The organism is Paucibacter soli (assembly GCF_037482845.1).
Lineage (GTDB): Bacteria > Pseudomonadota > Gammaproteobacteria > Burkholderiales > Burkholderiaceae_C > Paucibacter_B > Paucibacter_B soli.
The window spans coordinates 165,115-190,123 of sequence record NZ_JBBHJW010000001.1 but is presented as its reverse complement, the minus strand read 5'-3'; the positions used below and the strand labels follow the sequence as shown (position 1 = coordinate 190,123).

Here is a 25,009-nt window from a genome sequence, read left to right as displayed (position 1 = left end):
GTTACTTGCTTGGGACGGAAAGCCTTGGGGCGTCATAGGCTTTGCTGCTAGCATTCAAGTAACTTATTAATAGTCCGGCGCACTCGCGGCGCGTTGGGGGATAAGCGTCATGGGAATACTTGACGTACTGCTGGGTCGCAAGCATCCGCCCATGATTGGCTTGGATATCAGCTCGTCCAGTGTGAAACTGGTCGAATTGGGTCAGAGCGCCAATGGCGAGATGGTCTTGGAGCGCTTCGCGACCGAGCCGTTCGAAAAAGGTTGGATCACCGATGGCCAAATCGAGAAATTCGATGAGGTGGCGGATGCCGTGCGCCGGGTGGTCGCGCGCAGTGGCAGCAAAACGCGCGATGCGGTGCTGGCCATGCCGCAGTCAGCCGTGATCACCAAGAAGATCATGCTGCCCGCGGGCTTGCGCGACGAAGAGCTTGAAATCCAGGTTGAGGCGGAGGCGAATCAATACATTCCGTTCTCGCTGGACGAGGTCAGCCTGGACTTCTGCGTGATTGGACCCAGCCCAACGTCCGTCGGCGATGTCGAGGTGCTGATTGCTGCCTCGCGCAAGGACCGTGTGCAAGACAGGCAGGGTCTGGCCGAGGCGGCGGGTTTGCGACCGGTCATTCTGGACATTGAGTCGCATGCATCCCGGATGGCGATGGGCCGGCTGATCGCGAATTTGCCCGGCGAGGGCAAGGATGCCTTGGTTGCGTTGTTCGAGATCGGTGCCGACACCACCAGTCTGAAGGTGTTGCGGGATGATGAGATGCTTTACGACCGCGACCAGGCGTTTGGTGGCTCGGCCTTGACTCAGTTGATTTCGCGGCAATACGGTTTCTCGTTTGAAGAGGCTGAGCAGAAGAAACTGGCCAACGAACTTCCAGAGGACTATGAGTCGGCGGTGCTCAATCCCTTCGTGGACAGCCTGTCCCAGGAAATTGGCCGTGCGCTGCAGTATTTCTTCACCAGCACGCCGCATCACAAGGTGCATTACGTGATGCTGGCGGGCGGCACGGCCACGCTGCCTGGCTTGAAGGAACGAGTCACCGAGTTGACCGGATTTGCCTGCATGGTGGTGAATCCGTTCGAGAACATGGCCCTGGGCTCGGCGGTTCGCGAGGCCAAGTTGCGGCGCGAGGCGCCTGCCTATCTGACCGCCTGCGGTCTGGCGATGCGGAGGTTTTTTCAGTGATTCTGATCAACCTGCTGCCCTATCGGGAAGAGAAGCGCAAGCGTCGCAAGACGGCATTTTTTGTAGGCTTGGGTGTTTCGGCCGTGTTGGGCGCCGTGGTGGTGGGGGGCGGCATGCTGCTGCTGCAGCAGATGACGGCCGCGCAAGCATCGCGCAACCAGTTCCTGACCACCGAAATAGACAAGCTCGACAGCCAGATCAAGGACATTGCCAACCTCAAGGCCGAGATCGAATCCTTGAAGTCCCGCCAACGCGCGGTGGAGGACCTGCAGGCTGACCGCAATACGCCGGTGCACCTGCTCAATGAATTGGCCAGGCATACGCCGGAGGGCGTCTATCTGACGGCAATCCGGCAGGCCGACAAGGTGGTCACCATCAACGGCATTGCCCAGACGAACGAGCGCGTCTCGGAGTTGTTGCGCAACACGGCGCGCAACTCCGAATGGCTGGAGAAACCCGAGTTGGTGGAGATCAAGATTGCCAACCTCAGCGCCAATTCGCGCGATCAGAAACGCTTGTATGAGTTTTCGATGAAGGTGTCGATCAAGGCGCCGGTGAACGAATCGCCTGCGGCACCAAGTTCTGGTGTGCCGGCCAAGAAGTCTTGAGGGCGCTCATGCTGAAGAAGACGAAGACGGGCAATCTGAACCTCAATACCTGGTTTGAAGGCATTGCGGAGCAATTTCGCGGCCTCAATCCTAACGAGCCCGGGCAGTGGCCCCTGGCGCCCAAGCTGGCATCGTTTCTGGCGGTGGGTGTGCTGGCCCTGGTGATTGGCTGGGTGTTTGTGCTTGCCGACGTGCAGGCTGGACTGAACGCCGAGCGTGAGCGCGAACCCAAGCTCAAGGAAGACTACACGGCCAAGCTCGCTCAGGCGGTCAACCTGCCCGAGCTGCGCAAGCAAAAAAGCCAGGTCGAAGAGTATGTGACGCAGCTTGAAAAGCAGCTGCCGGGCAAGGCCGAGATGGATGCGCTGTTGTCTGACATCAACCAGGCGGGGCTGGGACGTGGCTTGCAGTTTGAGTTGTTCCGTCCTGGGCAGATGGTCGTCAAGGACTACTACGCAGAATTGCCCATCGCCTTGCGGGTTACCGGCCGCTACCACGATGTGGGTGCATTCACCGCCGATGTTTCCAATCTCTCGCGCATCGTGACCCTGCATAACCTGAATGTGGTCATGCCGACCGGCAAGGATGCATCTGGCAACCTGGCGATGGAAGCCACGGCACGCACCTATCGCTACCTCGACGCCAATGAGGTGAACGAGCAGAAGCGCAGTGCTGCGAAGGCGGCGGGAGCGAAGAAATGACGGCCTACCGGACCTGCATGCGGCGCGCGGCCGCGGTTGCGATGCTGCTGGGGCTGGCAGCCTGTTCGTCAGACGTGGATGAGTTGCAGCAATGGATGGAAGAGCAGCGGCGCGCGTCGCGTCCGACGGTGCGGCAATTGGTTCCACCCAAGAAGTTTCTGCCGCAGGCCTATGAGGCTCAGGGCGGCGTTGATCCTTTCAGCACGCAGAAGCTGAGTGTGGCCATCAAGCAGGAGTCGGCGCAGCCCAATTCGCTGCTGGCGGCCGAAATGAATCGGCGCCGCGAACCCCTGGAATCCTTTCCCCTGGACAGCATGTCGATGGTGGGCAGCCTGACTCGCAGCAGCGAGCGTCTTGCGATGTTGAAGGTGGACAACCTGTATTACCTGATCAAGGGTGGCGACTACCTGGGGCTCAACTTCGGGCGCGTCACCAAGATCACCGAAACCGATATCACCTTGCGAGAAGTCGTCCAGGACGCTGCGGGCGAATGGGTTGAACGCACCAGTACCCTCCAGCTACAGGAGAAGGGACGATGAGCATACTTCCGGAGACTCTTCGAATGAGCCAGTGGCGAGCTTTGGCATGTGCGGTGGCGGTGGCTTGTTTGGCACCCCTGCCAGCGTGGGCGCAGAACGCGATCCGCTCCATCAATAGCATGCAGCAGGCGGGTGCCGAGGTGGTGCGCATCGAGTTGAGCCAAGCGCTGACGGAGCTCCCGCGCGGCTTCACGATACAGACGCCGCCCCGTATTGCGATCGACTTGCCGGGTGTATCCAACGAGTTGGGCCGCTCGGCGGTCGAGATCAACCAGGGCAATCTGCGTTCTGCCAATGTGGCCCAGGCCGGTGAGCGCACGCGCGTGGTGTTGAACTTGCGCCAGGCAGCGACCTACCGGGCTCAGCTGCAAGAGAACGCGCTCCTGATCTTCCTGGAGCAAGTGCCGGTGGCGAGCGGCACCGGGCAGCCGGGTGGCGAGCCGGTGCATTTCGCGGCCAGCCAGAATGCCGCGCCGCAGGCCTTGCGTGACATCGACTTCCGCCGCGGTCAAGATGGCGCGGGGCGCGTGATCGTCAATCTGCCGAGTACTCAGGTCGGTGTGGACATCCAGCAGCAAGGCCAGAATCTGGTGGTTGAGTTCCTCAAGTCCAGCTTGCCGGAGAACCTGCGGCGGCGCCTCGATGTGTCTGACTTCGGCAGCCCCGTGCAAGTGGTATCCAGCTCGCAAGTGGGTGACCGGGTGCGCATGATCGTGGAGCCCAGGGGTGCCTGGGAGCACAGCGCCTACCAGAGCGACAACCAGTTTGTGCTTGAGGTCAGGCCGCAGAAGATCGATCCCAACAAGCTGACCCAGGGCCCCGGCTACGCGGGCGACAAGCTCTCGCTGAACTTCCAGAACATCGAGGTTCGCGCCTTGCTGCAGGTGATTGCAGACTTCACCAATTTCAATGTGGTGACCAGCGATACCGTTACCGGCAATGTGACGCTGCGCCTCAAGGACGTTCCCTGGGATCAGGCGCTGGACATCATCATGCAGGCGAAGGGCCTGGGCTTGCGTAAGTCCGGCAATGTGCTCTGGATCGCGCCGAAGGACGAACTGGCCACCAAGGAAAAGATGGACCTGGAGGCAAAGGCGCAGATCTCGCAGCTTGAGCCGCTTCGAACTCAGGCGATACAGCTGAACTACACCAAGGCCGAGGAAGTTGCCAAGGGATTGACGGGTTCGGGCCAAGGTACCGGACAGGGGAGTGGCGCGACCACACGGCTGCTGTCGGCGCGAGGTAGCGCCATGTTTGAAAGCCGCACCAACCAACTCTTTGTGACCGACATTCCCTCCAAGCTGGAGGAGGTGTTGGCGATGATTGCCAAGATCGACATTCCGGTGCGTCAGGTGTTGATCGAGGCGCGCATCGTGGAAGCAGACGACAAGTTCGGGCGATCACTGGGGGTGAAGTTGGGTGCGTCCGACCTGCGCGGCCTGTCGGGTGGCGTGCCGGGCTACAACCTGTCTGGGAACAACTACGTCACGGTGGGCGGCAACTACAACGCGGTGGGCGGCCAAACCCTGCAGATGAAGAAGGACGACTTCAAGTTCAACGATACCCAGTTCATCAATCTGCCCGCTCCCAAGATCGGTGACTTGTCCCCCGCTAGTTTTGCGCTGTCATTGTTCAGTGCAACCGCCAACCGCTTCCTGAACCTCGAGTTGTCGGCGTTGGAGGCGGATGGACGCGGCAAGATCGTCTCGAGCCCGCGCGTAGTGACGGCGGACCAGGTCAAGGCCTTGATCGAGCAAGGCGAGGAACTGCCCTACCAGGTGGCGACGTCCAGCGGTGCGACGTCGATTGCCTTCCGCAAGGCTAACCTCAAGCTCGAAGTGACGCCCCAAATCACCCCCGAAGGCAATGTGATTCTGGACGTCGACGTGAACAAGGACAGTGTGGGCCGCCAAACTGCGGCCGGCTTCGCTATCGACACCAAGCATGTGAAGACCCAGGTCTTGGTGGAGAACGGCGGCACGGTCGTGATTGGCGGTATCTTCACCCAGGTGGAGCGGGAGGACGTGAGCAAGGTGCCCCTGCTTGGCGATGTACCCATCATGGGCAATCTGTTCAAGAGCAAGGCGCGTACGTCGAACAAGACGGAACTGCTGGTATTCATCACGCCCAAGGTCGTCAATGACCGCGTGACGGTGCGCTAATAGAGGGAGTTGCTCTGCTGCGACTGCGGTGAGGGCGAAAAGGAGTCAGAGTGATGAGCGGAAAGATTTGGCCGGCTGGCGGCAGGCTTGGTGTCTTGCTTGGCCTTGGTTTGGCGTGCTTGTTGGTGGCGTGTGGCGGTGGCGGCGGCAACGCCGGTGACTCCGTCTTCGGCGGGCCACCGGCATCCACCAACTTGGTGGATCTGGCGATAGTGGCCGACAAGGCCAGCGTGTCGAACTCGGGCGCCGAAGAGGTGACCCTGACGGTGACGGCACTCACCACCGGTAACGCGGCCTTGACCGGCGTCGCCGTGCCGGTGACTCTGGAGGTTGATGGCGGCGCCATCGTTACCGCTGCGTCCAAGTCCACCGACTCGGCGTCAGGCAAGTTGCTGGCCAAGGTGTCTCTGACCGATCGCACCAGCCGCACGGTGACGGTTACCGCCAGGAGCGGCAGTCTGAGCAAGAAGATCAGCTTTGACGTGGTGGACAGCGTGACGGGCAGCAAGGTGGCCGACCTGGCCATCGTGTTGGAGAAAACCACGCTTGCCAACAGCGGCAAAGAGCAGTTGTCGTTGACGGTGACGTCTCTAGATGCATCGCGCAGCGCCATCGGTGGTTCTGCAGTTGATCTGCGCATCACCGATGTGGGCGATGCCTTTGTGACGGCCAGTTCCAAGACCACGGATCCGACCAGCGGCCAGCTGACGGCCAAGGTCTCCTTGGCCAACAACCATACCAATCGCAGCATTTCCGTAACCGCAACCAGCGGTACCGTCTCGCGCACGGTTTCCTTCGACGTGGTCGACACGCCGATTGGCGCAGACCCGGTCGCAAGCGACATGAATCTGATTCTTAGTAAGAACAGCGTGGGAAATTCCGGCAGTGAGTCGGTCGCAGTGACGGTCACTGCAGTCGACGCAAATCGCAATGCGATTCCCGGCATCGAGGTCGTGTTCGCGGTGGATAGCAACGCCGTCCTGACCACCGGCAACAAGATTACCGATGCCGCGGGCAAGGCCGTCGCCACAGTCGATATCGGCGCTGACCGCTCGAACCGCCTTGTCACGGTCACCGCGAAGAGCAAGACGATCACGCGTTCTGCGGCCTTCAATGTTGTGGGAGCCAAGCTGCAGGCTTCGCTTGCGCCCGCAACGCTCAATGCTGGAGCGGCGGGCAAGGTGGAGTACACGCTGACCGACGTGAACTCGAATGCCATGCCTGGCGTGACGGTGGACATCAGCGGCCCAGGAGCGGCGACCGGCAGGGGCACGACGGACGCTGCTGGCAAATTCACCTACAGCTACGTGGCTGCGGGCAACGGCCCGACGGCCATCAACGCGCTGGCCGGCGGCGCAACCGTGCTCAGCACGGTGCAGATCAATGCCAACGTACCCGTGGTTCCGGCGGCCACCAATATTCTCTCGGCCACTTTCACCGCCTCGCCCAATGTTGTGAAGGTGAATCAGGTCGGGAAGTCGGACAACCGCTCGGAATTGCGCCTGCTCTTCCTGGGCGACAAGAACCAGCCCATACCCAATGTGCGTGCCCGCATCGGCTTTGGCGCGAACGCGTCCTCGACCGATGGCGACATCAGCTCTGGCAAGGATCAGGTGGTGTATTCCGATGTCAATGGGGCGGCCGTGGCCAGCTTTATTGCCGGGCAGCGCGCCAGTTCCACCGAGCAGATCAAGGTGTATGCCTGCTTTGCTAAGGATGACACGATAGAGCAAATCAGCCTCTGCCCTGCCAGCCGTCTGCGGCAGGTGTCGATCACTGTGGTGGAGCCGCCGGTATCCATCAGCATCGGCACGAACAATCTGATCGGTGAGGGCTCCACTAAGCTGACCTATTTCCAGGACTTCACCGTGCTGGTGGTCGACTCTGCTGGCAATCCAAAGTCGGACGTGCAGGTCAACCCCGTCATCGACCTGTTGCAGTACCGCAAGGGCTTCTGGACCTGGGATGCAGTTGCGAAGGTGTGGGTGCAGACCCAGAACACACCGGAATGCGCCAACGAGGACAGCGACGCCAATGGTTATCGCAACGGCACGATCGAGACCGGGGAAGACTTCAATGGCAACGGTCAGCTCGACCCGCGCAAGTCGGACGTTTCGGTCTATATGGTTGGCTCGACCAAGACCGATGTAAACGGTCTCGCGACACTGCGTATCGAGTATCCGCAAAACGTCGGTAGCTGGGTCGAGTTCACGATACGGGTCGCTGCGTCGGGTGTGGTCAGTCCTCCCGCATGGTTTGGTCGCAGCGGAGGCATAGGTACGAAGCGCTGGCTCGGGGTTCCAATCACGGTCGTGAAGTCCGAGGGCGAACCACCGTTCGCGTTCAGCCCCTACGGGCAGGCCAATGTCTGCAGCAACCCCAACTAATGCTGGTGCTGCAATTGACCCGATGAAGCTCGCGCTGGTCGGCATGCCCGGCGGTGGCAAGTCCACCGTGGGCAAGCAACTGGCGCGGCAGTTGCGTGTCCCGTTCGTCGATTCGGATGCCGAGATTGAGCGGCAGATCGGCATGCCGATCAAAGCCTTTTTTGAGCGCGAAGGCGAAGCCAGCTTTCGCGACATCGAGGTGCGCGTGATTGCCGAGTTGCTCACCGGCAGTACCGAGCTGGTTCTGGCGACGGGCGGTGGCGCGGTGCTCCGGGACGAGAACCGCGCTGCGCTGCAGCGGTGCGCCACCGTGATCTATCTGCGCTCGTCGCCGGAGGAGTTGTTTAGGCGGCTGCGTCACGACACGCAGCGGCCACTGCTGCAGGTACGCGACCCGTTGCAGAAGCTGCGCGAGCTGTACCATCTGCGCGACCCGCTTTACCGCCGTGTGGCTCACTATGTGATGGAGACGGGCCGCCCCTCGGTGCATGCGCTGGCCAATATGATCCTGATGCAGCTCGAACTTGCCGGCGTGGTCAGCCCCGAGCGTGTGGCGGCCACGGTGGGCGCCGAGCGCAGCTGAGGGCCTGGCGCCACGGCTGCGGCCCGTACACTTCAGCGCATGAGCACGACCGATTCCTCCCTGCAGACCGTCCGCATCGCCCTCGCTGAACGCAGCTACGACATTCGCATCGGCTCCGGCCAACTCAGCGATCCGCTCGCCTGGCAGGGTTTGCCCAAGGCCTCGGCCGCCCTGATCGTGAGCAACGAGACGGTCGCACCGCTCTATCTCGAGCGCTGCCGCCAGCAATTGCAGGGGCACTATGCCCGCGTCGATGCCGTGCTGCTGCGCGATGGCGAGCAGTACAAGGATTGGGACTCGCTCAACCTGATCTTCGACACGCTGCTGCGCACGGCCTCCGATCGCAAGACCTTGCTGGTGGCCCTGGGTGGCGGCGTGATTGGTGACATGACCGGTTTTGCCGCTGCGGTCTATATGCGCGGCGTGCCCTTCGTGCAGGTGCCGACCACGCTGCTTTCGCAGGTCGACTCCTCCGTGGGTGGCAAGACCGCCATCAATCACCCCTTGGGCAAGAACATGCTGGGCGCCTTCTACCAGCCCGAGCGGGTGATCGCCGATCTGGACACGCTCGATACCTTGCCGGACCGTGAGCTCTCGGCCGGACTGGCCGAGGTCATCAAGTACGGCCCCATCGCCGATGCGAACTTCCTGGCCTGGATCGAGACCCATATCGACGCGCTGCGCGCGCGTGACAAGCGTGCGCTGGCCCACGCCGTTAGGCGCAGCTGCGAGATCAAGGCCTGGGTGGTCGGGCAGGACGAACGCGAGCAGGGCTTGCGCGCCATCCTCAATTTCGGCCATACCTTCGGCCACGCCATCGAGACCGGGCTGGGCTATGGTAACTGGCTGCACGGCGAGGCGGTGGGTTGCGGCATGGTGCTGGCCAGTGACCTTTCGGTGCGCAAGGGGCTGATGCCGGCCGGGTTCCTTGATCGCATGCGGCGCGTGATTGAGCGCGCGGGCCTGCCCGTGACCGCCCCCAAGCTCGGGCTGCAGCGCTATCTCGAACTGATGCGCGTCGACAAAAAGGCCGAGGGCGGCGAGATCCGCTTCGTGCTGATCGAAGCGCTGGGCAAGGCCGGCATGCATGGTGCCGACGAGGCGCTGGTGGATGCCGTGCTGCAAGCGCATTGCGCATAGCGGCAGGCGCAACCGGCCATGATGCGCGCCCGCTATGCTGCTGACCCGGCGCGCAGCCGCGGCCGCCGTTTTCCAGAGCCTCCGGCGCCGACGCGAAGCGAGTTCCAGCGCGACCGCGACCGCATCGTCCACAGCACCGCATTCCGGCGCCTGGTCTACAAGACCCAGGTGTTCCTGAATCACGAGGGCGATCTGTTCCGGACGCGCCTGACGCATTCGCTGGAGGTGGCGCAGCTGGGGCGATCAATCGGCCGCAGCCTCCAACTGGACGAGGATCTGATCGAAACCATCGCGCTGGCGCACGACCTCGGCCACACGCCCTTCGGCCACGCGGGCCAGGATGTGCTGGACGACTGCATGCGCTCGCATGGCGGCTTCGAGCACAACCTGCAGTCGCTGCGCGTGGTGGACAGGCTGGAGCAGCGCTACCCCAGCTTTGACGGGCTGAATCTGACGTTCGAAAGCCGCGAAGGCATCCTCAAGCATTGCTCCAGGCGCAACGCCAGTCTGCTGGAGGCGCAGGAGCCCGACGGTGTGGCGGCGCGCTTTCTGCGCGGCGGCCAGCCCAGCTTGGAGGCACAGCTCTGCAATCTGGCCGATGAGGTGGCCTACAACGCGCACGATGTGGACGATGGCGTGCGCTCGGGTCTGGTGAGCCTGGAACAGTTGGAGCAGGTGCCCTTGGTGGCCGAGCATTTGCGCAGCAGCCTGCATGACCATCCGGACCTGAACGGCAAGCGCCTGCTGGCCGAAACCATACGTCGCATGTTGTCGGAGCAAGTCTACGACATCATCCGTGCGACCCGGCAGAGCCTGGCCGAGCTGGATCCGGAAGACATCGCCGCGGTGCGCGAAGCCGCACCCATGGTGCGATTCAGCGCCGGGATGAGGGTGGCCAGCAGCGAGCTCAAGCGCTTTCTATTCGCCAATCTCTATCGCCATGAGCAGGTGCAGGCGACGCGTGGCCGGGCGGAACAGGTGCTGCGGGACCTGTTTCAGACCTACTTCGCCAATGCGGCGCAGTTGCCGGCCGACTTCGCCGACAGTGAGGACCATGCCCGGGCCTGCGCCGACTACATCGCCGGCATGACCGACCGCTTCGCCGTCCGCGAGCACGAACGCCTGACCGGCCAGCGCTTGTTCGGCTGATTCTCATCTCGTCGGATAATGGGGTCAGACTCAATGCTGAACCCATGGCAAGACTTGCTCGACTGCCGCTCGCCGGCCATACCTACCACCTGATCCAGCGCGGCAACAACCGCCAGGCCATCGTGCTGGACGACGAAGATCGCCGGCAATACCTGGCAGCCCTGCACGAATGTGCCGCCACCCAGAAGGTGGCCATCCATGCCTACGCCCTGATGGACAACCATGTGCATCTGCTGCTGACCCCCAGCACTGCAGAGGGCATGGGCCGCATGATGCAGTCACTGGGGCGGCGCTATGTGGCCTGGTTCAATCGGAAGCATGGCCGCATCGGCACGCTCTGGGAGGGGCGCTACCGCGCGGCGGTGCTGGAGCCCGCCGCCTACCTGTTGCGGGCAATGCGCAGCATCGAACTCAATCCGGTGCGTGCTGGACTGGCGCTGAACCCCCAAGACTACCCCTGGTCCAGTTGTCAGCACCACCTTGGCATGAGGCGTGATCCGCTGGTGACCGACCATGCCCAGTTCTGGGCGCTGGGCAACACACCATTTGAGCGCGACATGCTCTATCGGAGCTTGCTGGAGGAGGGCGACAGTGAGGCAGAGCGACGGCAATTGGTGGACTCGGCGTTGAAGGGCTGGCCGCTGGGTTCCGCCGAGTTCCTCCAGAAACTGAGCGAGCAGACGCAACGGCCGGTGGTGCCTAGACCACGCGGCCGGCCGGCAAAGCTCAAGGTGACATGACTATGTCCCTAATTAATTGTGCACCATAAATTCCTGCTCTTATAAACACACTCTGACCCCGTTTAATCAGGCTTGTTGATTTTGCTGCAGCGCATTAATCTTGCGGCCATTCCCGATTTGTCAGATGTGGAGGCCAGCCATGGCAGCAGTAAACGGTGAGCAACTGAGCGCAGGCGCGCAGGAAATCCAGGCCCTGGCCGAGCAGGGGCTGTATCGCCCTGCCAACGAGAAAGACGCCTGCGGCCTTGGCTTCGTGGCCCATATCAAGGGCCAGAAGGCGCACATGATCGTGCAGCAGGGCCTGAAGATTCTGGAGAACCTGGATCACCGCGGCGCCGTGGGCGCCGACAAACTGATGGGCGATGGGGCAGGCATCCTGATCCAGATTCCGCATGAGTTCTACCGCGAGGAAATGGCCAATCAGGGCGTCAACCTGCCTCCGCCCGGGGAATATGGCGTGGGCATGATCTTCCTGCCCAAGGAACATGCCTCGCGCCTGGCCTGCGAGCAGGAGCTGGCGCGCGCCATCAAGGCCGAGGGTCAGGTCTTGCTGGGCTGGCGCGATGTGCCGGTGGATGCCGAACTGCCGATGTCGCCGACGGTGCGCGAGAAGGAGCCCATCATCCGCCAGGTCTTCATCGGCAGGGGTCCGGACATCATCGTGCCCGATGCGCTGGAACGTAAGCTCTACGTCATCCGCAAGACCGCCTCCAGCGCCATCCAGGCGCTGAAGCTGACGCACAGCCGCGAGTACTACGTGCCCAGCATGAGCTGCCGCACCGTGATCTACAAGGGCCTGCTGCTGGCCGACCAGGTGGGCAAGTATTACAAGGACCTGAGCGACCCGCGCACGGTGTCGGCGATCGCCCTGGTGCACCAGCGCTTCTCCACCAACACCTTCCCCGAATGGCCGCTGGCCCACCCCTACCGCATGGTGGCGCACAACGGCGAGATCAACACCGTCAAGGGCAACTTCAACTGGATGCGCGCCCGCGAGGGCGTGATGAAGTCGCCGGTGCTGGGCGAGGACCTGAAGAAGCTCTATCCGATCAGCTTCGAGCATCAGAGCGACACCGCCACCTTCGACAACGCCATCGAGCTGCTGACCATGTCGGGCTACCCGCTGGCCCATGCCGCCATGATGATGATCCCGGAAGCCTGGGAGCAGCATGAGCTGATGGACGAGCGCCGCCGCGCCTTCTACGAGTACCACGCCGCCATGATGGAACCCTGGGACGGCCCGGCCGCCATGGTGTTCACCGATGGCCGCCAGGTGTGCGCCGCGCTGGACAGAAATGGCTTGCGGCCCGCGCGCTATGTGGTCACCGACGACGACCTGGTGGTGCTGGCCTCCGAATCCGGCGTGCTGCCCATTCCCGAAAGCAAGATCGTCAAGAAGTGGCGCCTGCAGCCCGGCAAGATGTTCCTGATCGATCTGGAGCAGGGCCGCATCGTCGACGACGAGGAACTGAAAAACCAGTTCGCCAATGCGCGCCCCTATCGCCAGTGGATCGAGAACGTGCGCGTTCGCCTCGACGACATCGAGGTGGACGAGCTCAAGCCGGCCAGCTTCGAGACCTCGCTGCTGGACCGCCAGCAGGCCTTTGGCTACACCCAGGAGGACATCAAGTTCCTGATGGCGCCGATGGCCACGAATGGCGAAGAGGGCACCGGCTCGATGGGCAATGACTCGCCCCTGGCCGTGCTCTCCAGCAAGGACAAGCCGCTCTACAACTACTTCAAGCAGTTGTTCGCCCAGGTGACGAATCCGCCGATCGACCCTATCCGCGAAAACATCGTGATGTCGTTGAACAGCTTTGTGGGCCCCAAGCCCAATCTGCTGGACATCAACGCGGTGAACCCGCCGATGCGCCTGGAGGTCTCGCAGCCCGTCCTGGACTTCAAGGACATGGCGCGGCTGCGCGGCATCGAAGCGCGTACCAATGGCAAGTTCAAGCCCTATGAGCTGGACATCACCTACCCGCTGGCCTGGGGCCACGAGGGCGTGGAAGCGCAACTGGCCTCGCTGTGCGCGGAAACCGTGGATGCCATCAAGAGCGGCCACAACATCCTCATCATCACCGACCGGCACCTGAGCGCGTCACGCGTGGCCATTCCCGCGCTCTTGGCGCTCTCCGCCGTGCACCACCATCTGGTGCGCGAGGGCCTGCGTACCACCGCCGGCCTGGTGGTTGAGACGGCAAGTGCCCGCGAGGTGCATCACTTTGCGGTGCTGGCGGGCTTTGGCGCCGAGGCCGTGCACCCCTATCTGGCGCTGGAAACCCTGGTGGCCATGCATGCCGAGCTGCCGGGCAATCTCTCGGCCGAGAAGGCCATCTACAACTACATCAAGGCGCTGGGCAAGGGTCTCTCCAAGATCATGTCCAAGATGGGCATCTCGACCTATATGTCCTACTGCGGCGCGCAGATCTTCGAGGCCATTGGCCTGAAGGCGGACTTCGTCGAGAAGTACTTCCGCGGCACGCCTACCCAGGTGGGCGGCATCGGCGTGTTCGAGGTGGCGGAGGAAGCCATCCGCCTGCATCGCGCCGCCTTTGGGGATGACCCGGTGCTGGAGAATATGCTGGAAGCCGGTGGCGAGTATGCCTGGCGCGCGCGCGGCGAAGAGCATATGTGGACGCCGGACGTGATCGCCAAGCTGCAGCACAGCACGCGCTCGGGCAAGTTCGAGACCTACAAGGAATACGCCCAGCTGGTGAACGACCAGAGCAAGCGCCATATGACGCTGCGCGGCCTGTTCGAGTTCAAGATCGACCCCAGCAAGGCGATTCCGCTCGAAGAGGTGGAGCCGGCGGCCGAGATCGTCAAGCGCTTCGCCACCGGCGCGATGTCGCTGGGCTCGATCAGCACCGAGGCTCATGCCACGCTGGCCGTGGCGATGAACCGCATCGGCGGCAAGAGCAACACCGGCGAAGGTGGCGAGGACCCGGCGCGTTATCGCAATGAGCTCAAGGGTATCCCCATCAACGCCGGCACCAAGATCAGCGATGTGGTCGGTTCCAAGGTGATTGCGGTCGACTACGAGTTGAAGCAAGGCGACTCGCTGCGCTCCAAGATCAAGCAGGTGGCCTCGGGCCGCTTTGGCGTGACCACCGAGTACCTGGTGTCGGCCGATCAGATCCAGATCAAGATGGCGCAGGGCGCCAAGCCTGGCGAGGGCGGCCAGCTGCCGGGCGGCAAGGTGTCCGACTACATCGGCTTCCTGCGCTACTCGGTGCCGGGTGTGGGCCTGATCTCGCCGCCGCCGCACCACGACATCTATTCGATCGAGGATCTGGCACAGCTGATCCACGACCTGAAGAACGTCAATCCGCGCGCCGATGTGTCGGTCAAGCTGGTCTCCGAAGTGGGCGTGGGCACCATCGCCGCCGGCGTGGCCAAGGCCAAGGCCGACCATCTGGTGATCGCCGGCCACGATGGCGGCACGGGCGCCTCGCCCTGGTCCTCCATCAAGCACGCCGGTACGCCCTGGGAGCTCGGCCTGGCTGAGGCCCAGCAGACCTTGGTGCTGAACCGCCTGCGCGGCCGCGTGCGCGTGCAGGCCGACGGCCAGATGAAGACCGGCCGCGACGTCGTGATCGGCGCCTTGCTCGGTGCCGATGAATTCGGCTTCGCCACCGCGCCGCTGGTGGTGGAGGGCTGCATCATGATGCGCAAGTGCCATCTCAACACCTGCCCGGTGGGGGTGGCCACGCAAGACCCGCTTCTCCGTGCCAAGTTCTCCGGCAAGCCCGAGCATGTGGTGAACTACTTCTTCTTCGTTGCCGAGGAAGCGCGCCAGATCATGGCTCAGCTGGGCATGCGCAAGTTCGAGGAGCTGGTGGGCCGCAGCGATCTGCTGGATACCAAGAAGGGCATCAGCCATTGGAAGGCCAAGGGCCTGGACTTCAGCCGCGTGTTCCATCGCCCGGCGGTGCCGGCCGAGGTGGCGCGCACCCATGTGGATGTGCAGGACCATGGCCTGGACCGCGCGCTGGACGTCAAGCTGATCGAGAAATGCCTGCCCGCCTTCGAGCGTGGCGAGAAGGTGCAGTTCATGCAGCAGGTCAGCAATGTGCGCCGCACGGTGGGCGCCATGCTGTCGGGCGAGCTGATCCGCCGCCTGCCCGAGGGCCTGCCCGACCAAAGCGTGTTCATCCAGATGGAGGGCACCGGCGGGCAGAGCTTCGGCGCCTTCTTGGCTCAGGGCATCACGCTTTACTTGATCGGCGATGCCAACGACTACACCGGCAAGGGCCTCTCCGGCGGCCGCGTGGTGGTGCGTCCCTCGATCGACTTCCGTGGCGACGCCACCAAGAACATCATTGTCGGCAACACCGTGCTCTACGGCGCGACGCGCGGCGAGGCCTTCTTCCGCGGCGTGGCGGGCGAGCGCTTTGCGGTGCGCCTGTCGGGCGCCTCGGCGGTTGTGGAGGGCACCGGTGACCACGGTTGCGAATACATGACCGGTGGCACCGTGGTGGTGCTGGGCAAGACCGGCCGCAACTTCGCCGCCGGCATGAGCGGTGGCATCGCCTACGTGTACGACGAGGACGGCCAGTTTGCCAAGCGCTGCAACACCAGCATGGTGGCGCTGGACAAGCTGCTGCCATCCGATGAGCAGGAGCGCAGCGTGGATCCGGCGCTGTGGCACCAGCTGGCCGGCGCAGAGGCGCAGACTGATGAGGCCATCCTGAAGAAGCTGATCGAGGACCACCACCGCTGGACCGGCAGCCAGCGCGCCCGCGACATCCTCGACCACTGGGCCGATTCGCGCAGCAAGTTCGTCAAGGTCTTCCCGCATGAGTACCGGCGCGCGCTGGGCGAGCAGCACGCCGCCAAGGAAGCCGCCGACACCATCGCTCAGGCCAAGGCCACCGCACCCGCTGCCAGCCCCGTCAAGGCCTAAGAGAACTCAGGAATCATCATCATGGGAAAAGTCACCGGTTTCATGGAGTACGAGCGCCTGGAAGAGGGCTACGAGCCCGTCGCCACGCGTCTGAAGAACTACAAGGAATTTGTCATCGGCCTGAATGCCGACCAGGCCAAGATACAGAGCGCACGCTGCATGGATTGCGGCACGCCCTTCTGCAACAACGGCTGCCCGGTCAACAACATCATTCCGGACTTCAACGACCTGGTTTACCGAGGCGACTGGAAGAATGCGGTGGCCGTGCTGCATTCGACCAACAACTTTCCCGAGTTCACGGGCCGCATCTGCCCCGCGCCCTGTGAGGCTGCCTGCACCTTGAACGTGAATGACGACGCGGTGGGCATCAAGTCCATCGAGCACGCCATCATCGACCGCGCCTGGGCCGAGGGCTGGGTCAAGCCCCAGCTGCCCAGGCGCAAGACCGGCAAGACCGTGGCGGTGGTAGGCGCTGGCCCGGCCGGCCTGGCGGCGGCGCAGCAGCTGGCACGCGCCGGCCACAGCGTCACCGTGTTCGAGAAAAACGATCGCGTGGGCGGACTGCTGCGCTACGGCATCCCCGACTTCAAGATGGAGAAGTCGCACATCGACCGCCGCGTCGAGCAGATGCAGGCCGAGGGCGTGGAGTTTCGCACCGGCGTGCTGGTCGGCCAGTTGCCCGAGGACAGCAAGGTCACCAACTGGGCCAAGCAAAGCATTTCGCCCGAAGAGCTCAAGACCCAATTCGACGCCGTGCTGCTGAGCGGCGGTGCCGAGCAGTCGCGCGACCTGCCAGTGCCCGGCCGCGATCTGTCCGGCATCCATTTCGCGATGGAGTTCCTGCCGCAGCAGAACAAGATCAACGCGGGCGACAAGCTCAAAGGTCAGCTGCGCGCCGATGGCAAGCATGTGATCGTGATCGGCGGCGGCGACACCGGCAGCGATTGCGTCGGCACCAGCAACCGCCATGGCGCCAAGAGCGTGACCCAGTTTGAGCTGCTGCCGCAGCCACCCGAGGTCGAGGACCGGCCGCTGACCTGGCCCTACTGGCCGATCAAGCTGCGCACCTCCAGCAGCCATGAGGAGGGTTGCGAGCGCGAATTCGCCATCGCCACCAAGGAGTTCCTTGGCGAGAAGGGCAAGGTCACCGGCGTGAAGACGGTGCGGGTCGAATGGCAGGGCAGCAAGATGATCGAAGTGCCCGGCTCCGAACAGGTTCTGAAGGCCGACCTCGTGCTGCTGGCGATGGGCTTTGTGGCCCCGGTGGCGACGGTATTGGACGGCTTCGGTGTGGGCAAGGATGCGCGCGGCAATGCCAAGGCAACGGTCGACTTCGCCGGTGGCTACCAGACCAATGTGCCCAAGGTGTTCGCCGCCGGTGACATGCGCCGCGGCCAATCGCTGGTGGTCTGGGCGATCCGCGAAGGCCGCCAGGCGGCGCGCGCGGTGGATGAGTTCCTGATGGGTGCCAGCGACTTGCCGCGCTGAGCACTAGGGGCAAGCACCATCAAAGAAGCCACCTTCGGGTGGCTTTTTCATTGCTTCAGCGCCGGGCGGCGGGCGCGAAGATGCGCGGTCACCCTTGACTTGTTAGCAGTCTGTTACGCCTGGCCGCCACTCGTCGCAGGGGCCGTCCCGCTTGTCTCGACTGCTAGACGAAGTGTGAACTTTGGCACGACCCTGAGATCGCATGCTGCCCACAATGGCCTCCATAGCAACATGCCATGCAAGCAAGGCAAGCGGCAAAGCCTGTACCCACGCACGGAACCAACACCATGACGATCAAGCCTTCACTTTGCATCCAGCAACGCTGCCTTCGGCTTCCGGCGCGCGGCTTCACGCTCATCGAGGTGATGATCGTGGTGGCCATCGTCGCCATTCTGGCTGCGGTTGCCTTGCCAAGCTATCGAAGCTACGTGCGCCGTGGACAGTTGCCGGAGTCCATGACCGGCCTATCGGACTTCAGAATCAAGATGGAGCAGTTCTATCAGGACAACCGGAATTACGGCACCGCAGCCTGCGCGGATGGTGCGAACTCGCCACCCTGGGCTAGTTTCACACCTATCGGTGCTCAGCACTTCGGTTTCAAATGCGTACTGACCGACAACGGGCAGGGCTATTTGATCACGGCCACCGGCAACGCAGGCCAGACAGTGGGCTATAGCTACAGCCTGGACCAGAACAACAACAGGGTCACCATTACCTTTGAAGGCAACAAGGTGGACAAGGCCTGCTGGGTGATGCGCGGGGACGAGTGCTGATGGCTACGCCCAAACGCCGTGATGCTTGCGCGCTTCGCAGGCGCGGTGTGACTCTGATTGAATTGATGGTGGCGCTCAGCATACTTGGCATAACGCTATACATGATGCTGCCGGAGGTGACGAATTGGGTGCGCGGCATATCGGTGCGTAACTCTGGCGAGTCCATCAAGGCCGGCATTGAGCGTGCGCGCATGGAGGCGCTGCGCCGCAATACCAGCATGAGCCTCTGGCTGGTCACGGACCCGACCGGAAAGAACCTGACGAACGCCTGTGCGCTCGACAGTAACGGCACCTCCTGGGTGGTGAGTGGCATGGATCCGGGTGGCAAATGTGCGGCATCGCCCTCGGCGACCGCACTGCCGCTTCTGGTAGAGCGCTGGGCATCTTCCGACGGGGCGAACGCGGTCAAGGTGTCCGCCACTGATGCAAACGGCGATGCCGCCGACCACGTCAGCTTCACCAGCCTGGGACAGGTTTCACCCGCACCGGGTTCGGCTACTCGCATCGATATCGAGCATGCGAAGGGTGGGCGCTCTTTGCGCGTCACCATTGATGTAGGCGGCGCGGTGCGCTTGTGTGATCCGGGTGTGGGCGCTGACGACCCGCGCCGGTGCTGAAGGAGTGTCTATGAGATGCCTAGATCGACACCCTTGCTGGCCCAAGCCGCGCAACCAGGTTCGCGGCATTGCGATCCTGGAGGCCATGGTCGGCATCCTTATCTTCGCGTTTGGCGTGCTCGGCATCGTTGGATTGCAGGCCAATATGACCAAGGCGCAGGCCAATACCAAGTACCGTGCAGAGGCGGCAAATCTCGCTTACGAGTTGGTGGGCCGCATGTGGGCTGATGCGCCAGCCAACCTCTCCTCCTACACGACGGCGAAATGCGCAGACAACGTGAGCTGCGCTGACTGGGATGCGAAGCTCAAGGGGTTCCTACCCAGCGCGGAAAAGACCTTGGAGTGGGATGGCGTAAACAGCGAGATCCGGATCCTGATCACGTGGACTCGCCCAGGCGAAGGTAGTAGTCGATTTGAGATGCGGGCCACGGTGGCACCGGACGGAGGGGCGTGATGAGCTGCAGGCATGGACTCATTCGGGCTTCCGCACAGCGTTGCCAACAAGGTTTCACCCTGCTGGAGTTGATGGTTGGTGTGCTGATCGGCTTGCTCTGCACGCTGGTGATCGCCACTGTGCTGAGTGCTGCCGAAGGGCAGCGACGTGGCACGACCGAGGGGGGGGATGCCCTTGTCAGCGGGCAACTGGCGCTTTACGCCCTGCAGCGCGACGTTGCGATTGCCGGGTACGGCTATGCCAGCGAGGCCTCCGCTGTGGGTTGCACGCTGGATGCGCGCTTCAACGGCGCAGTGACTGCTGCGTTGCCGCCGGTGTTGGCACCAGTCATCATTACGGCAGGCGGGCCAGGCGTGAGCGATCAAATTCGGGTGGTGGCAAGCTCCAAACTTGTCCAGGCAAACGGCGGCGCCAACCAGATCGGCTATTCGGTCCCGATGCGCACCATCGCGCCTCAGTACGCGGCGGGAGCCGTGGCCTACCCCGTCAAGTCGTCGATGGGAACGCTGGCGGGCGACTTGATTGTGGCCGTTGCCAATGCGGGCCTGAATTGCCAACTGTTCCAGGCCACCGGCGTGACTGCGCAAACTGTGCAGCGCGCCAATGGCGCGCCCTGGAACTCGGCTGGCTTCCCAACTCTAACGACCCAGGAGCCCTGCATACCGCCGGTGCCCGTTACTCCCGGCTCCTGCGCGCCCGCCAATGCGACCGGCAGCTTCTTGGTCAATATGGGGCAATTCATCGATCGCATTTACACGGCCGATGCCAACCAACGCCTGACCTTGAGCCAACTGAACGCGCAAAACATGACACGCACGGTGACCGAATTGCAGGGCGGTATCGTGATGCTGAAGGCCTTCTATGGCAAGGACACCGATGCTGATGGTGCGGTGGACACCTATGACACCGTGTTGCCCACCAACCAGGCCGAATGGCTGCAGGTCATTTCTATCCGCATGGCCGTGGTGGCGCGCAGTGCCCAGTATGAACGCGAAGAGGTTAGCAAGACCGATCCCAGCTGGGACGTCGGAGCCTCGGGTGCCGTGGTTGGCGCAAAGCCTTGCGGCACTAGCCGGTGCATCGTGCTAAGCGTGGATGCGGACCCGGATTGGAAACATTACCGCTATCGCGTGTTCGATACCTTGGTGCCACTGCGCAATCAGCGCTGGAAATCGCGACTCCCGGTAGCCAGTTGATGTAGCGCCACAGAACAGATGAACAAGGACTCAAACATGTCGAAGCGGCTGCTTCTACACGCGCAACGCGGCGTGACGCTTGTTTTCGCGATGCTTGCACTGGTGGCGCTGACGCTTGGGGCCGTGGCCCTGATACGTTCAGTCGATACAAGTGTGTTGGCCCTGGGCAACCTGGCCTTCAAACAATCGGGCTTGACCTCGGGCGGGCGGGTTGCGCAGACGGCGCTGAATTGGGTCAGGGATCAACTGGCCGTTAATGACGGCGCTACTCTGCAAGCGGATATCCCTGCTTCGGGCTATTACGCGACCAGCCTGGATACCTTGGATCCGACCGCGGCCGCGGCTAGCAGCGCGAATGTGCAGGCTCTGGTGGACTGGGACGGCAATGGCTGCCTGGTGGCGGGGCAAAACGTCAATCCGCCTGCTTGCATTCAGCCCTCTGCCGCCACCAAGGTGGGCGAGGACTCGGTTCGCTATGTGATTACACGCCTGTGCCGAGCCGCCGGGCCGGTGGACGACAACGGCGGATGCGCGAGGCCGCCGCTGCCTGACAGTGTGGAAGGTGCCAACAAGGGCATCAATAACTGCCTTGAAGATTGCCTGGACGCAGACCTGGCGCCTGCCACCATGTATAGGGTGATCACGCGAACCTTGGGCCCCAAAGGCACCACGACGTTTACCGAGACCCTTGCGCATTTTTGAGCCTGGGCCTCACGGCGATAGATAGCTCGGACGAACGGTTCTGAAGATTGGAGTCACCATGATTGCCGACCCAAAGACGATGACACGCTGGATGGCGCAGGCAGGTCTTGCATTGCTCGCGAGCACGGGCCTGCACGCCGCAACCACGAACATTTCACAGACGCCTCTCGTGACAGCCTCTGGAGCGCCTGTTAAGCCCAATCTCATGTTTAACCTGGACGATTCGGGCAGCATGAGTGATACCTACCTGCCCGAAGCAGCGAATGGTTCTGGCTACTCGCTTCCGGCCGCGCAATGCAATGGTCTGGCATTTGATCCGGCGTCGAGTTATCCGCCGGCTCTTCAGGCCGATGGTGTAACGACCGACGGCAACGCCGCGCCTTCGACGGCATACACCAAGGTGAGCGGACTAAGTGGCACGGAACGAAGCTTGAGTCCCAGCAGCTTTGCCATCATCAGCTCAGGCGCGTTGCCCACTGTCAAACCGCAGGGCGGTACACCCTCTAGCAGCTGGTACACAGTTGGGAAGTCAGTAACTGTGTACGACTCGGGCGATGCAAATCGGTGGATGACCGGCACCGTAACTAGTTGGGACAAGAATACGCGGGAGCTTGTCATCAACATCACGTTCGCGTCCGTAACTGGCACTCTCAGCAATGCGGTGGTGCGCAGTGGCGCACCGACGCCAGCGTATTACACCTATGGCGGCACGCAACCCAAACTTGGCTATGCCTACGACGGCTCAGGGGGTGTCGTGAGCAACACGTTTTACAACGAATGCTTCAGTGCCGTCGGCAGCAGCCCCGGATCAACGGTTTTCACGCCGGTCTACCTTGCTGCCAGCAGCAACGCCAGCTTGCTGCAATCGTATGCAAACTGGCTGAAGTACTACCGCACCCGCATGGACATGATGAAGACTGTAGTGAGCTACGCGTTCAAGGATATTGACGACAAGTTTCGCGTGGGCTTCACCCTTATCAACAACAAGAAGGCTGACGAAACACTGGATGCCGGTGGCAACATCACCGACATGGGTTTCTTGCATGTGAGGGATTTTGACGGCAATCAAAAGGTAAAGTTTTATGCAGCCTTGAAGGCGACCACCCCGGGGCCGTCTACGCCTTTGCGTGGTGCGATTGCCAAAGTAGGGCAGTACTTCGCGCGTAAGGCTCCAGGGCAGAGTTCCAGCGCAGCGAAGGATCCGATCCAGTATTCCTGCCAGAAGAACTTCACCATTCTCGCCACCGATGGTGCATGGAACACAGGCAGCGAGTCGACTAACGCGCCGAAGTACGGCCCCTATAAGCTGGACAACAGCACCTCGGTGGGGCAGCAAGATGGCACAGCTGCCCGTCCGATGACGGACGCCAATGGTTCCTCTGATTCGCTGGCCGATGTGGCTATGTATTACTACAACACCGACTTGCGCGACAAAGATTCGCTGGACAATTGTGCCGGTGCGATCGCAGGTGTGGACGTGTGCGAGAACAATGTGGTGGGTCTTGGTGACGACACCGCCACCTGGCAACATCTGAGTACCTACACGATGAGCCTGGGTCAGAGCGGCACGCTCAAGTACGCACAGAACTACAAGACACAGACCTCCGGCGACTTCTACGACATCAAGCAGGGCACCAAGAACTGGCCCGCTGCGTCTAGCGGCAGTGGCAGCGCCATCAAGATGGACGACCTCTGGCATGCGGCGGTCAATGGGCGCGGCACTTTCTTCAATGTTTCGGATCCCACGGCCGTTGCCTTGGGTCTTAAAACGGCGTTGTCCGCGATCCAGCAGATCACCGCGTCCGGCTCCGCGGCCGCGACCAGCACGCTCAAGCCCGTACCCGGTGACAATCAAGTATTTGTTGCCAAGTACACCTCGTCGGCATGGACTGGCGATCTGTGTGCCTACCGCCTCGACACGGAAACCGGCAATCCGCTCATGACCACCGGCGACTGCGTCAAGGACAATCCGGACTGGAGTGCTGCCAGTCGTTTGAAAGTCAATGCGAACCGCAAAATCTACTACGCAGGGGCCGGCAAGACGCTGCGAGAGTTCACCTATGCCAACCTGACAGCGGACGGATTGAGCGCCCTCGTAGACAACAAGTGTGGGCAGCTGTCGCAGTGCGCAATCCTGTCCGGCGCTGACAAGACGAGTGCTAACAGTGGCAGCAATCTGGTCAGTTACCTGCGCGGCGCCGAGCTGAGCTACTTCCGGTCACGAGCGGCCATGCTCGGCGACATCGTTGGCTCCGCTCCCTTCTTCGTTGGCGCGTCCAAGAGTTCGATGACCGATGATGGCTATCTGAACTACAAGAATACCCAGGTCAATCGCAAGGGAGTGGTGTATGTCGGCTCGAACGACGGCATGCTCCATGCTTTCGACGCGTCCACAGGCGACGAACTCTGGGCCTTTATCCCAACCGCGGTGCGCAGCGACATCTACAAGCTGGCCGACATGAGCTTTACTACGGACCATCGCTACTTTGTGGATGGCTCCCCGGTGGTGGCTGACGTCAGTGCGGCCGGAAGCTGGCGCACCATCATGGTGTTCGGTTTGGGGGCCGGTGGCAAGAGCTACATCGCCATGGATGTGACTAGTCCCAGCAGTCCGCAGCTGTTGTGGGAATTCACTGACGCCAATCTGGGCTACACCGTCGCCAAGCCCTTGATCGTGAAGCGTAAGACGGGCGAGTGGGTGGTGGTGGTCCCGTCTGGATACAACAACATTGGAGATGGCAAGGGTCACATGTTTGTGCTGAGTGCAGTGAGCGGCCAATTGCTTGCGGACCTCTCCACATCTGCAGGCGACACCGACACGCCGAGCGGACTTGGGCCTATTCGCGCATGGGGTGACAAGAACAATGACTACACGGCGTCTCGCTACTACGCGGGCGACCTGCTCGGCAATGTCTGGCGTTTTGATCTGGACGGACTGGTGGACCCAAAGCACAGTGCCATGTTGCTGGCTCAGCTGAAGGTGGGCTCGACGCCGCAGCCGATCACTACCGCCCCTGAGCTGGCCCTGGTGGATCAAAAGGGCTTCACTACGCCGGCTGTATTCGTCGGCACGGGCATGATGCTCGGACTTCCCGATCTGAGCAGCACGGCTCAGCAAACAATCTACGGCATTAAGGACACCCTGGCCGCTACAGGTTTAGGCGATGTGCGCGGATCAGGGAAATTGGTGAAGCAGGCGCTGAGTACCAGCGGCACGGTACGGAAAGCAGAGAGCAATCCGGTGGATTGGAGCGCCAAGAACGGCTGGTACGTGGACCTCCCAGATGCGGGCGAACGCATCAATGTGGGCATGCAGATGAGTGGGAGCACCTTGCTGGCGGCATCCAATGTGCCGCAAAGTGTTGCTTCCTGTTCCGCGGGGGGCGGCTATTCGTGGCTGTATTACTTGAATATCGCCACTGGTTCGAACACGGGAACCGACGTAGCCACCAAGGTGGCTGACTCGATGATCGTGGGTTTCACGAAGACATCTAAGGGAGTACTTGTGCAGAGGTCAACCAAGCCCCTGGAGAACAAGAAGGTCCCACAGAACAAGATCTATCTGAAGAAGGCCAACAAGACCAGCTGGCGCGAGCTGGCCGGCTGATCGGCGGCGGTTCGTCGGGGCGGCAGCCGCGGCGAACCGCCAAGGGGTGCCTCAAGCCAGGGATG

General features: G+C 62.2%; 18 protein-coding genes and 1 pseudogene. All 19 read left to right on the top strand.

The window, feature by feature from the left end; all coding sequences use genetic code 11:
- The first annotated feature begins 109 nt into the window (after positions 1-109).
- The 19 genes and pseudogenes from WG898_RS00900 (at position 110) to WG898_RS00815 (ending at position 24,944) form a co-directional block, all read left to right on the top strand.
- Positions 110-1,189: a pilus assembly protein PilM gene (locus WG898_RS00900; protein ID WP_339600896.1), complete on the top strand. Its 1,080-nt coding sequence runs from the start codon at positions 110-112 to the stop codon at positions 1,187-1,189.
- Complete coding sequence (locus WG898_RS00895; RefSeq protein WP_339600895.1) at positions 1,186-1,797, top strand: PilN domain-containing protein; 612 nt, start codon at positions 1,186-1,188, stop codon at positions 1,795-1,797. The genes WG898_RS00900 and WG898_RS00895 overlap by 4 nt, the downstream gene beginning before the upstream one ends.
- A gap of 8 nt (positions 1,798-1,805) precedes the next feature.
- Positions 1,806-2,498, top strand: a complete 693-nt coding sequence (locus tag WG898_RS00890) for a type IV pilus inner membrane component PilO (RefSeq protein WP_339600894.1) — start codon at positions 1,806-1,808, stop codon at positions 2,496-2,498.
- Positions 2,495-3,037: a pilus assembly protein PilP gene (locus WG898_RS00885; RefSeq protein WP_339600893.1), complete on the top strand. Its 543-nt coding sequence runs from the start codon at positions 2,495-2,497 to the stop codon at positions 3,035-3,037. Before WG898_RS00890 ends, WG898_RS00885 begins: the two co-directional genes overlap by 4 nt.
- Complete coding sequence (locus WG898_RS00880) at positions 3,034-5,199, top strand: type IV pilus secretin PilQ (RefSeq protein WP_444718894.1); 2,166 nt, start codon at positions 3,034-3,036, stop codon at positions 5,197-5,199. The genes WG898_RS00885 and WG898_RS00880 overlap by 4 nt, the downstream gene beginning before the upstream one ends.
- Before the next feature lie 53 nt (positions 5,200-5,252).
- Complete coding sequence (locus WG898_RS00875; RefSeq protein WP_339600891.1) at positions 5,253-7,586, top strand: Ig-like domain-containing protein; 2,334 nt, start codon at positions 5,253-5,255, stop codon at positions 7,584-7,586.
- 22 nt (positions 7,587-7,608) lie between these two features.
- Complete coding sequence (locus WG898_RS00870; RefSeq protein ID WP_339600890.1) at positions 7,609-8,169, top strand: shikimate kinase; 561 nt, start codon at positions 7,609-7,611, stop codon at positions 8,167-8,169.
- A gap of 39 nt (positions 8,170-8,208) precedes the next feature.
- Positions 8,209-9,309, top strand: a complete 1,101-nt coding sequence (aroB, locus tag WG898_RS00865; RefSeq protein WP_339600889.1) for a 3-dehydroquinate synthase — start codon at positions 8,209-8,211, stop codon at positions 9,307-9,309.
- 18 nt (positions 9,310-9,327) lie between these two features.
- Complete coding sequence (locus tag WG898_RS00860; RefSeq protein ID WP_444718893.1) at positions 9,328-10,458, top strand: deoxyguanosinetriphosphate triphosphohydrolase; 1,131 nt, start codon at positions 9,328-9,330, stop codon at positions 10,456-10,458.
- Between the two features lie 44 nt (positions 10,459-10,502).
- Positions 10,503-11,198 (top strand): transposase, encoded by a 696-nt coding sequence (locus WG898_RS00855; RefSeq protein WP_339600888.1) that lies wholly within the window; start codon positions 10,503-10,505, stop codon positions 11,196-11,198.
- Positions 11,199-11,337: 139 nt separating this feature from the next.
- Complete coding sequence (locus WG898_RS00850) at positions 11,338-16,107, top strand: glutamate synthase-related protein (RefSeq protein WP_339600887.1); 4,770 nt, start codon at positions 11,338-11,340, stop codon at positions 16,105-16,107.
- Positions 16,108-16,128: 21 nt separating this feature from the next.
- Complete coding sequence (locus WG898_RS00845; protein ID WP_339600886.1) at positions 16,129-17,595, top strand: glutamate synthase subunit beta; 1,467 nt, start codon at positions 16,129-16,131, stop codon at positions 17,593-17,595.
- A gap of 287 nt (positions 17,596-17,882) precedes the next feature.
- The gene (locus tag WG898_RS00840) at positions 17,883-18,368 is read left to right on the top strand and encodes a type IV pilin protein (protein WP_339600885.1); all 486 of its coding nucleotides are present in this window, start codon (positions 17,883-17,885) and stop codon (positions 18,366-18,368) included.
- Positions 18,368-18,463, top strand: a pseudogene (locus WG898_RS25270) (prepilin-type N-terminal cleavage/methylation domain-containing protein); the annotation flags it as partial. The gene WG898_RS00840 and the pseudogene WG898_RS25270, both read left to right, overlap by 1 nt.
- Before the next feature lie 6 nt (positions 18,464-18,469).
- Entirely contained in the window at positions 18,470-18,985 is a 516-nt protein-coding gene (locus tag WG898_RS00835; RefSeq protein ID WP_339600884.1) for a GspH/FimT family protein, read from the top strand.
- An 85-nt stretch (positions 18,986-19,070) separates the two neighbouring features.
- A complete protein-coding gene (locus WG898_RS00830; RefSeq protein ID WP_339600883.1) occupies positions 19,071-19,439 on the top strand; it encodes a type IV pilus modification PilV family protein in 369 nt (122 codons plus the stop codon).
- The gene (locus WG898_RS00825) at positions 19,439-20,635 is read left to right on the top strand and encodes a PilW family protein (protein WP_339600882.1); all 1,197 of its coding nucleotides are present in this window, start codon (positions 19,439-19,441) and stop codon (positions 20,633-20,635) included. Before WG898_RS00830 ends, WG898_RS00825 begins: the two co-directional genes overlap by 1 nt.
- Positions 20,636-20,671: 36 nt before the next feature.
- Positions 20,672-21,337, top strand: a complete 666-nt coding sequence (locus WG898_RS00820; RefSeq protein ID WP_339600881.1) for a pilus assembly PilX family protein — start codon at positions 20,672-20,674, stop codon at positions 21,335-21,337.
- A 58-nt stretch (positions 21,338-21,395) separates the two neighbouring features.
- Positions 21,396-24,944, top strand: a complete 3,549-nt coding sequence (locus WG898_RS00815; RefSeq protein ID WP_339600880.1) for a pilus assembly protein — start codon at positions 21,396-21,398, stop codon at positions 24,942-24,944.
- Positions 24,945-25,009: the final 65 nt, after the last annotated feature.